Origin of the sequence: Blautia sp. AM23-13AC (genome assembly GCF_003435675.1) — a bacterium.
GTDB lineage: Bacteria > Bacillota > Clostridia > Lachnospirales > Lachnospiraceae > Fusicatenibacter > Fusicatenibacter saccharivorans.
Map to the genome: position 1 here is coordinate 1 of NZ_QTUL01000028.1, position 2,630 is coordinate 2,630.

At 35.2% G+C, this 2,630-nt stretch carries 2 protein-coding genes and 2 pseudogenes; all 4 read left to right on the forward strand.

Translation table 11 applies throughout. From position 1 onward, the window contains the following. A pseudogene (locus DW642_RS15585) lies at nucleotides 1-315 on the forward strand (repa); the annotation flags it as partial. Between the two features lie 270 nt (nucleotides 316-585). After that, nucleotides 586-1,146, forward strand: a pseudogene (locus DW642_RS15595) (IS256 family transposase); the annotation flags it as partial. A gap of 226 nt (nucleotides 1,147-1,372) precedes the next feature. Further along, entirely contained in the window at nucleotides 1,373-1,456 is an 84-nt protein-coding gene (locus DW642_RS15600) for a 23S rRNA methyltransferase attenuation leader peptide (protein WP_001814874.1), read from the forward strand. A 124-nt stretch (nucleotides 1,457-1,580) separates the two neighbouring features. Further along, nucleotides 1,581-2,318 (forward strand): 23S rRNA (adenine(2058)-N(6))-methyltransferase Erm(B), encoded by a 738-nt coding sequence (erm(B), locus tag DW642_RS15605; protein WP_066542830.1) that lies wholly within the window; start codon nucleotides 1,581-1,583, stop codon nucleotides 2,316-2,318. The last annotated feature ends 312 nt before the right edge of the window (nucleotides 2,319-2,630 follow it).

Sequence of the window (2,630 nt, forward strand, 5' to 3'; positions counted from 1 at the left end):
AAAGGGGACAGAAAAAGGCTGTCAACGATAGCAAGCCGGGAATGGATAGAGGACAACACAAAGGTTACGATACCAGCAAATAAGCGAAATTACAGAAAACAAGAGGCTCATTTATATCTTGCAAGGCGAAAAAAAGAGGATATGAAAGTTATAGGCGAAGTAGTAAAAGAGGGCAGACCAACAGCAGAGCGGACAGTCAGAGAATGGCAGGAGAGCCACCCGACAGGAAAGAAAGCGGACTGCATCCGAGAGACAGGACTTGCAAAGCATACCGTTTATAAGTGGTGGAAAGATATAAACAATGAAAATATATAGGGAAAAAGGAGTTATTTAATAACTCCTTTTTCCCTATTGTCTATTGCTGAAGATTTGAGGAAAAATGAAGGAATTTTGATAAAAAAAGATAATTTATCAAATATATTAAAGCCAAGGTTATTATTCCAATAATGATGCTAATAGGCAATATTTTTTTTATAAATAGTGTTGCAAGAGACGTTCCTAAAAGAAACGCAGATCCATATGGAATAACAATATTCAACATAAAAATTTTATTATGTTTTTTTCGTAAGGTTGATTGATTATGGATTAAAAAACAGAGGCGTTGAGGATATCCTGATTGCATGCGTTGATGGTTTAAATGGATTTCCACAGGCAATCGAGGCTGTTTATCCAAAAACAGAGATTCAGCAGTGTATCATCCATCAGATCCGTAATTCAACGAAGTTTGTTTCATACAAAGACATCAAAAAACTGATGGCTGATCTGAAGCTTGTATATGCAGCTCCGACGGAAGAAACCGCTTTAAATGAACTGGAACTGTTCAAGGATAAATGGGATTCCAAGTACCCAAAAATCTATAAATCCTGGCATGATAATTGGGCAACCCTGTCCACTTATTTCAAATATCCGGAGGCAGTAAGACGGCTGATTTATACCACAAATGCCATTGAAGGATTCAACCGCCAGCTCCGGAAAGTGACTAAAAGCAAGGCGGTATTTCCGTCGGATGACAGCCTTTTGAAAATGCTGTATCTGGCAACCATGGATATCACGAAAAAATGGACCGGACACAGGCAGGACTGGGGACAGATCCATTCCCAGCTTGAAATTTATTTTGAAGAACGTCTGGCAGGGCGGAACCTGTAAAGCAGTCAATTTTAGGCAGGTTTTATTGACATGCCTAAAAACTACTGTATAATGCAGATATGGGCAGAATCCGGAAAATCGGCTCTGCCCATTGTAACTATTCACAAATCTTATATCAGTTTTTAACGTTTACACAAAACTTGAAACGGTCTCTAAAATTTTGTATAATAGGAATTGAAGTTAAATTAGATGCTAAAAATTTGTAATTAAGAAGGAGGGATTCGTCATGTTGGTATTCCAAATGCGTAATGTAGATAAAACATCTACTGTTTTGAAACAGACTAAAAACAGTGATTACGCAGATAAATAAATACGTTAGATTAATTCCTACCAGTGACTAATCTTATGACTTTTTAAACAGATAACTAAAATTACAAACAAATCGTTTAACTTCTGTATTTATTTACAGATGTAATCACTTCAGGAGTGATTACATGAACAAAAATATAAAATATTCTCAAAACTTTTTAACGAGTGAAAAAGTACTCAACCAAATAATAAAACAATTGAATTTAAAAGAAACCGATACCGTTTACGAAATTGGAACAGGTAAAGGGCATTTAACGACGAAACTGGCTAAAATAAGTAAACAGGTAACGTCTATTGAATTAGACAGTCATCTATTCAACTTATCGTCAGAAAAATTAAAACTGAATACTCGTGTCACTTTAATTCACCAAGATATTCTACAGTTTCAATTCCCTAACAAACAGAGGTATAAAATTGTTGGGAATATTCCTTACCATTTAAGCACACAAATTATTAAAAAAGTGGTTTTTGAAAGCCGTGCGTCTGACATCTATCTGATTGTTGAAGAAGGATTCTACAAGCGTACCTTGGATATTCACCGAACACTAGGGTTGCTCTTGCACACTCAAGTCTCGATTCAGCAATTGCTTAAGCTGCCAGCGGAATGCTTTCATCCTAAACCAAAAGTAAACAGTGTCTTAATAAAACTTACCCGCCATACCACAGATGTTCCAGATAAATATTGGAAGCTATATACGTACTTTGTTTCAAAATGGGTCAATCGAGAATATCGTCAACTGTTTACTAAAAATCATTTTCATCAAGCAATGAAACACGCCAAAGTAAACAATTTAAGTACCATTACTTATGAGCAAGTATTGTCTATTTTTAATAGTTATCTATTATTTAACGGGAGGAAATAATTCTATGAGTCGCTTTTGTAAATTTGGAAAGTTACACGTTACTAAAGGGAATGGAGATAAATTATTAGATATAACAGCGACAACTAACCTAACGGAGGCTCAACCGTAAAATGAGAAGAACCCCCAGTAGTGGCTGCTACTGGGGGTTCGTTTTGTGTCTACGTGACACATTATATCTTTTCTTAGCTATTGCCATTATAGCATATGCTCTCAGGCAAATCAAGTTTACGCAATTATTATATTTTTTATACGTATCACTCTATTTTCTCCGCAATTTTTATTTTTGTGTATTTTATACATTTTTTTTTTTTT